Raw genomic sequence first — 6832 nt, 5'->3', positions numbered from 1 at the left:
GCATGCTGGAAGGACCAACCCGGGTCCGAGGAGTGTGCCATGGAGATCAGGGGACCCAGCGGGGTGATCGTCGGGGTGGACGGTTCGGAGCCCGGCGCCGAGGCTGCCGAGTGGGCGGCCCGGGAGGCGGAGCGGCGCGGGGACAGCCTCCACCTGGTGCACGCCGTCAACACCGGCACCGTCACCCTGTCGCCGCGCACCGGGGCGACCGTCACGGACATGATCCTGCGGGAGGCGGCGGAGCTGCTGGAGGCCATCCGGGCGGGCCTGCAGGCGGCGCATCCGACGCTGCGGATCACCGGGGACGTCGTGCCGGGCGACGCCGCGGAGGCCGTGCTGACCGCCGCCGAACACGCCGGGCTGGCGGTTCTCGGCACCCGCGGCCACGGCGGGTTCGCCTCGCTGCTGCTGGGCTCGGTCAGCCTGCGGGTGGCCGCGCACGCCGCCTGCCCGGTGGTGGTGGTCCGCGGCACCGAGCACCCGGACGGTCCGGTGCTGGTGGCGATCCACGACGAGCGGGACGCCGCCGCGCTGCGGTTCGGCTGCCGGACGGCCGCCCGGCGGGGCCTGGTGGTGCGGGCGCTGCACACCTGGTCGCCGGTGGTGGCGGACGTGGGCCGGATGGCGCCGATGGTCGACGAGCTCGGCGAGGAGAACCGGCTGCACGAGCAGCTGCTGCTGCGTACCTGCGACCCGGTGCGCGAGGAGTTCCCCACCGTCGATGTGCAGAGCCGGCAGCTGACCGGCGGCACCGCCGCGACCGTGGTGGAGGAGTCCCGGACCGCCGCCATGGTGGTGGTCTCCCGGCACCAGCCTGCCCCGCGCTTCGGCCTGCGGCTGGCCACGCCGGTGCACGCCGTGCTGCACCACGCGCAGTGTCCGGTGGCAGTGGTCCCGGTGTGAACGTCCGTCGGTGAAAGGGGAGTTGAGGGGAGGTCCGGGCGGGCCCGTCGCCACATGACGGGCCCGCCCGGAGCACGTCCGGCTGCCGCGGGCGGGGCGGGTCCGCCGGTTCGTGCCACCACGATCCGGGCGGGCGCGGCGGCGCGGCAAGGCCCGGCCGGGACGGTCCATCCGATCGGCGCAATAGGTCGGGTGGTCGTACGTCGGAGCATCGGATCAGCGGGCGGGCGAACTCCGGGGCGCCCGGCCCGCCACCCGGCGGGGCGTCAACTCGCCGTGCGGGGAAGCTCGGTGAGCGGTCCGGCCAGCCGGCGGAAGGCGGCCTCGGCGAGGTCCGCGGCATCCGCAGCGTCGGTGTCGCTCGCCGCCCAGGCCTCCACGGACACCCGCATCGCGGCGTTGGCGGCGGCGGCCAGCAGGCGGATGTCGAGGCCGTCGGCGGGCAGGCCGGTGAGCGCGGCCAGGACGGGGCGCAGCGCGGCCTCGGTCTCGTGCTGGGTGCGGTGCCAGACGTCGCGCAGCGCCGGGTCCTCGGGCAGGGCGCGGAGCAGGCCGCGGGTCCGGTCGAGGACGGCGGCGGGCCGGCCGGGGGCGGGGCCGAGCGAGGCGCGGGCGGAGTCGACCAGGGCGGTCGGCAGCGGGGTGCCGGGGGCGGTGGCGGCGAGCAGGTCGACCCAGTGGCGGGAGCCGTCGGCGAGCAGCGGGGCGACGGCGTCCTCCTTGGTGCGGAAGTAGCGGTAGAAGGTGCGCAGCGAGACGCCGGCGGCGCGGGCGATGTCCTCGGCGGTGGTGCCCTCGGCGCCGCGTTCGCCGAACAGGCGGGCGGCGGTGAGCGCGATCTCCTGCTGGGTGGCGGCCTTGCGGCGCTCGGTGAGGGAGGGCGCGGGGCGTTCGGGGGCGGCCATGGGGTGTCCCTCGGGGCGGGCCGGCGGGTGCCGCCGGGCGGGTGACGTGCGGGTACGGGTGCGGGCGTGCGCGGTGGCGTGCGGGTGCGCCGGTGTCCAGGGTAGCCGCCCACGCGTCACGGAGCGCGGATGTGGCACAACGTGCCATGTTGACGTAACGTGCAGATCGAGAGGCCGGACCGCACCCCGTCCGACCCGACGCACCACAGGGAGACCCCATGAACCGCTTCGAAGGCCGCCGCGTCCTGATCACCGGCGCCGGTTCCGGCATCGGCCAGGCCACCGTCCACCGGATCCTGGCCGAGGGCGGCACCGTGGTCGCCGCCGACGTGGTCGAGGCGGGCCTCGCCGCCACCCGCGCCCGGGCCGAGGCCGACGGCACCGCCGACCGGCTGACCGTCAAGGTCGTCGACATCTCCGACGAGGCGTCCATCCGGGCCGGCGTCGGCAGCGCGATCGCCGAACTCGGCGGCCTGGACGCGGTGGTGAACGCGGCGGGCATCCTGCGCTCCGCGCACACCGAGCAGACCACGCTGGAGTTCTGGAACCGGATGCTGGCGGTCAACCTCACCGGCACCTTCCTGGTCACCCGTGAGGCGCTTCCGGCGCTGCTCGCCACCGGCCGCGGCGTGGTGGTCAACTTCTCGTCCACCGCCACCAGCTTCGCCCACCCCTACATGGCGGCCTACGCGGCCACCAAGGGCGGCATCCAGTCCTTCACCCACGCCATCGCCGCCGAGTACGCCAAGCAGGGCCTGCGCGCGGTCTGCGTCGCCCCCGGTTCGATCGCCTCCGGCATGACGGCCGCCCCCGGCCTGCCCGAGGACGCCGACATGTCCTGGTTCGCCAAGCTCCAGCCCGCCCTCGGCCAGGGCTTCGCCGGACCCGAGGCGGTGGCGGGCGTCGTCGCGATGCTGGCCTCCGACGACGGCGCGTTCGTCACCGGCACCGAGCTGCGCATCGACGGCGGCACCCACGCCTGACCCTCGTCGGCGAGCCGTCCGCCGCCCCGAACGCCGCTGCCCAGGGCGCTCGGGGCGGCCGGGCGGAACCCCCGGGGCCCCGCCGACGTCCTCATCGCAGCGTGCATACTTAGCCGGCACGTTGGTCACGGCCGCGCCGAGTCCGGTTGCCACCGGTTCGTGGGCGCGCGGCGAGGGGAAGACACGGGGAACACGGCCATGGGGCTGACCAGCACGACGCTGCTGCTGTTCACGATCGAGATCGCGCTCGGCGTGCTGTGCGCCACCGTCTGGTGGTGGCCCGCCGTCGCGAAGCGGACCTGGCGGGCCGTGCTCGGCCGGATCGGCCTGCTGCTCGGCAGCCAGCTCGCGCTGCTCGCGGTGATCGGCCTGGTCGTCAACAACTACTTCTCGTTCTACAGCAGTTGGAACGACCTGCTGGGCACCGGCAAGGACGGCCCGGTCTCCGTCAAGGCCGCCGCCGCCCCGCCCCCGGCACCCGGCGCCACCGCCGCGCCGAGCGACAGCCCGTCCACCGAACCCGAGCCCAGCAACCTGCCGGTGCTGCCCGCCCAGGAGCTCGGCAAGGAACCCGTCAACACCACCGTCGGACGCGACCCGCAGAAGGTCGGCGAGATCCGATCGGTGCGCATCCCCGGCGCGCGCACCGGCCTGAGCACCGACGGATACGTCTACCTGCCCCCGCAGTACTTCCAGCCCGGCAACGAACAGCGGAAGTTCCCCGCCGTCATCGCGATGACCGGCTTCCCCGGCGACGCCAAGGCGCTGATCACCCGCTTCAACTACCCGGGCGTCGCCCTCGACGAGATGCGGGCCGGCCGGATGCAGCCCACCGTCCTGGTCCTGATGCGGCCCTCGCCCGCGATGCCCGCCGATCCGGAGTGCGAGAACGTCCCGGACGGGCCGCAGGCCGAGACCTACTTCGCCAAGGACGTCCCGCGCGCGATCTCCGCCACCTACCGCACCGCCACCGGCCCCGCCGCCTGGGGCGTGATGGGCAACTCCACCGGCGGGTACTGCGCCGCCAAGCTCGCCATGCGCCACCCCGAGGTGTTCGCCGGCGGCGTCTCCATCTCCGGCTACCTGAAGGCCGCCGAGGACGTCACCACCGGCGACCTGTTCAAGGGCAGCCAGCAGCGCCGCGACGAGGCCGACCTGCTCTGGCGCCTCCAGCACCTCCCGATGCCCGCCACCGCGGTCATGCTCAGCGGCGCCGAGAAGGGCGACGGCGACTTCCGCAAGGACGCCGACGCCTTCACCGCCGCCGCCAAACCCCCACTGTCCACCGCCGTCGCCTCCGTCCCCGAGGGCGGCCACAACTTCACCACCTGGATCAAACTCCTCCCGTCCGGCTTCCAGTTCCTCTCCACCCACCTGAAGCCGTGACACCCCGCCCGGGCACCGGGCACGGGACGCGTCAGTCGAGGGCGGCGAGATGGTGGCCCGCGGCAGGGGGATGGACGCTGTGCAGGAGTTGCTCTTCGCGCGCGGGGTCGGAGTGCTGGACGCGATCGGCGGGTCGGGTCAGGCCGGGGTGAGGGTGCCGGTGTGGAGTTCGCCGACGCGGCCGGTCTCGCCCTCCCAGGTCCAGAAGACCTTGACGGTGAGGGAGTTGAGGTCCATGACGTGGCTGACGGTGAGGCCGCTGCGCTCGGTCCAGGAGACGAACCAGATGCCCGGGGAGACCTCGGCGGTGTGCAGCGGGACGTCCTCGTACTGGCCGGCGGACTCGCCGAGGCCCTCCCAGCGCAGCCGGGCGCCGTCCGCCGAGTAGGAGTTGCGGAAGGCCGCGCCGTTGTCGACCTGGAAGAGGTAGGTGCGGCCGGCGAAGCCCGGCAGAGCGGCGGTCATGTGTGGGCGGTCCTTCGGCGGTCGGTGCGGTCGGTGCAGTGGACGGGGTGCTTGCGCGTCCCAACCTATCGGACCGGGCACGCAACCGGGGGTCCGCGCGGGGACGACGCCGACGCGGCGGCGCCCGCCTGTGGCGCGGCGACACTGCCCGGCCCCGCGCCCTGTGGTCCGGACACATGGGTGCCCGCGCCCGCCGCCCCTAACGTGACCTGACCCACACCCGGACCGCCGACCGGCCCACCCCCACGTGGCCGGCCGGCGGCGGTCACCCGTCAGCCGAAGGAGGACCAGGTGCGCCACCCGCTCAGGTCCGTTCTCACCGCCCTGCTGGCCGCCGCGCTGCTCGCGCTCGGCCTCGCCCCCGCCCGGGCCGGCGCGGCCGCCGCCGTCCCCGGGTACCTCGCCCAGGAGGCGGTCTTCGCCTCGCCCGGCAACGGCTGGGCGCAGGTCGAGCGCTACCTGGACAGCACGTCCGGCTTCACGCAGGAGCAGTACCCGTCGGACGGGCGCGGCGACCAGGACGGCGCCCGGGTCACGTACTTCGGCGGCGTGAAGCGCCCGTTCTCCGGCCGGTTCCTGCTGTACAGCGCGCAGGGCTGGAACACCGCCGGCGGGACGCCCGTGCTGCTGGTGCACGGCGCCAACGACAACGCCGACCGGGCCTGGGCGAACCCCGGCGACACCGGCAGCTGCGGCGCGTCCAGCTGCCCGGGCACCGGCATGGCGCAGGCCCTCGCGGCGGCCGGCCATCGGGTGTTCGCGATCGGCTTCGCGCACAAGCAGGGCGACAACCTGATGCAGGCCCAGGCCGTCGGCGACGCCCTCGCGGTGATCAGGGCCCGCACCGGCGCGACCCAGGTCGACGTGGTCGCCTGGAGCAAGGGCGAGGTCGCGGCGCGCGCCTACGTCTCGTCGGTGAAGCCGAGTTGGGGACGCGGCTACGCGGGCGACGTGCGCAGGCTGGTGACGCTCGGCGGCCCGAACGGCGGCCTCGACTACACCTACGCGCACGGCTGGGCCTTCTCGCTCGCCACCTGGCCGGCTTGCGGCGGCACCGCCAACGCGCCGTCCCCGCACCTGTACATGACCTGCTACGGCACCTACACCGCGCAGCCCTGCCTCGGCGTGCTCCCCACCGGCGGCTACGACTGCTTCCCCGGCCAGCGCCAACTGCTCGCCCGCTGGGACGGCCCCTACGGCGTGGACACCACCATGCAGGACTGGTGGACCACCTACTACGGCGGCCAGGGCTTCTACACCTCCGGCCAGGGCATCCAGGCCGCGATCGACGCCGGCTCGCTGATCAAGCCGCTCCAGCAGGCGGGCGTCCCCGCGACCGTGGCCACCTACCTGCTGGCCGGCGGCTCCGCGGACCTCCCCGGCATCCTGAACGAGGGCCGCGGCCCCAGCGACGGCCTGGTCCTCACCGCGAGCGCACTGGACACCACGGGCATCGGGAAGGTCGGCGGCACCGCGCTGCTCGGCGGCCTCAACCACATGGAGCTGGCGTGGGGGTCCGCGGCGGTCGGCCAGGTGACGGCCTGGCTGGCGTGAGCGCCTCATCAGGACGGTGAGACGTCCGGACGGTGAGACGGGCCGGACGGGGCAGGCGGGGGCGGTGTCGGCGGCGCGCAGTACAGTGCCGCGCATGTCGACGTCCCTGCTCGCCGCCGTCCGCGACCACGCCGCCGCCGCGGACTTCCTCTCCTGGCCGGGCGACTTCGTCCTCGCCGACCACGAGCACGGGGAGCCCGTCCACCTGGCGTCCGGCCAGGCCCTGGAGCCGTTCGCCAAGGACGGCGCGGGCGGCACCTACTTCTTCTGCGGCGACGGCGGGGAGGAACGGCCCGTCCTGTACGCCGACTCCGAGGGCGGCGCGGCCCTGGTGGCGCTCGACCTGCCCGAGCTGCTGCGCCTGCTGCTGGCCGCGCCGTGGTGGCGCGACTGCCCCCGGTGCACCGCGGCGGAGAGCGACGAGGCCGAGGCTGAGTACCTGGAGGACGCGCCCACCCTGCACGCCGACCGCGACGCCGCCGCCGAGGCCCTCGGCCTGACCCTCCCGACCGCCGCCGAGGCCCTCGCCCGCCTGCACGAGACCGCCACCGGGGCCGGCCGCGCATTCGTGCTGGTCTTCACGCCCGAGAACACCTCGTACCGGACGCTGATCGGCTGACGCCGCCCGGCGGCCGG

The 6832-nt window shown here is 75.1% G+C and carries 7 protein-coding genes; 5 read left to right on the top strand and 2 right to left on the bottom strand.

The window, feature by feature from the left end:
• Window positions 1–39: 39 nt before the first annotated feature.
• Window positions 40–903, top strand: a complete 864-nt coding sequence (locus ACWEMJ_RS09760; protein WP_452136451.1) for a universal stress protein — start codon at window positions 40–42, stop codon at window positions 901–903.
• A gap of 266 nt (window positions 904–1169) precedes the next feature.
• Here ACWEMJ_RS09760 and ACWEMJ_RS09755 read toward each other — a convergent pair whose 3' ends face one another.
• Window positions 1170–1808, bottom strand: a complete 639-nt coding sequence (locus tag ACWEMJ_RS09755; protein WP_452136450.1) for a TetR/AcrR family transcriptional regulator — start codon at window positions 1806–1808, stop codon at window positions 1170–1172.
• 218 nt (window positions 1809–2026) lie between these two features.
• Between ACWEMJ_RS09755 and ACWEMJ_RS09750 the strand changes: the two genes are divergently transcribed.
• Complete coding sequence (locus tag ACWEMJ_RS09750) at window positions 2027–2791, top strand: SDR family NAD(P)-dependent oxidoreductase (protein ID WP_452136449.1); 765 nt, start codon at window positions 2027–2029, stop codon at window positions 2789–2791.
• A 198-nt stretch (window positions 2792–2989) separates the two neighbouring features.
• On the top strand, window positions 2990–4177 hold the full coding sequence (locus tag ACWEMJ_RS09745; RefSeq protein ID WP_452136448.1) for an alpha/beta hydrolase: 1188 nt from the start codon (window positions 2990–2992) through the stop codon (window positions 4175–4177).
• Window positions 4178–4315: 138 nt separating this feature from the next.
• Here the strand turns inward: ACWEMJ_RS09745 and ACWEMJ_RS09740 are convergent, their stop codons facing one another.
• Window positions 4316–4642, bottom strand: coding sequence for a MoaF-related domain-containing protein (locus ACWEMJ_RS09740; protein ID WP_452136447.1), 327 nt, complete (start codon window positions 4640–4642; stop codon window positions 4316–4318).
• Between the two features lie 291 nt (window positions 4643–4933).
• On the opposite strand from ACWEMJ_RS09740, the gene ACWEMJ_RS09735 reads away from it, so the two are divergent.
• A complete protein-coding gene (locus ACWEMJ_RS09735) occupies window positions 4934–6196 on the top strand; it encodes an esterase/lipase family protein (protein ID WP_452136446.1) in 1263 nt (420 codons plus the stop codon).
• A gap of 94 nt (window positions 6197–6290) precedes the next feature.
• Window positions 6291–6815: a hypothetical protein gene (locus ACWEMJ_RS09730; protein WP_452136445.1), complete on the top strand. Its 525-nt coding sequence runs from the start codon at window positions 6291–6293 to the stop codon at window positions 6813–6815.
• The last annotated feature ends 17 nt before the right edge of the window (window positions 6816–6832 follow it).

Source organism: Kitasatospora sp. NPDC004531 (assembly GCF_053602195.1).
This window is presented reverse-complemented; position numbering and strand designations above follow the sequence as displayed.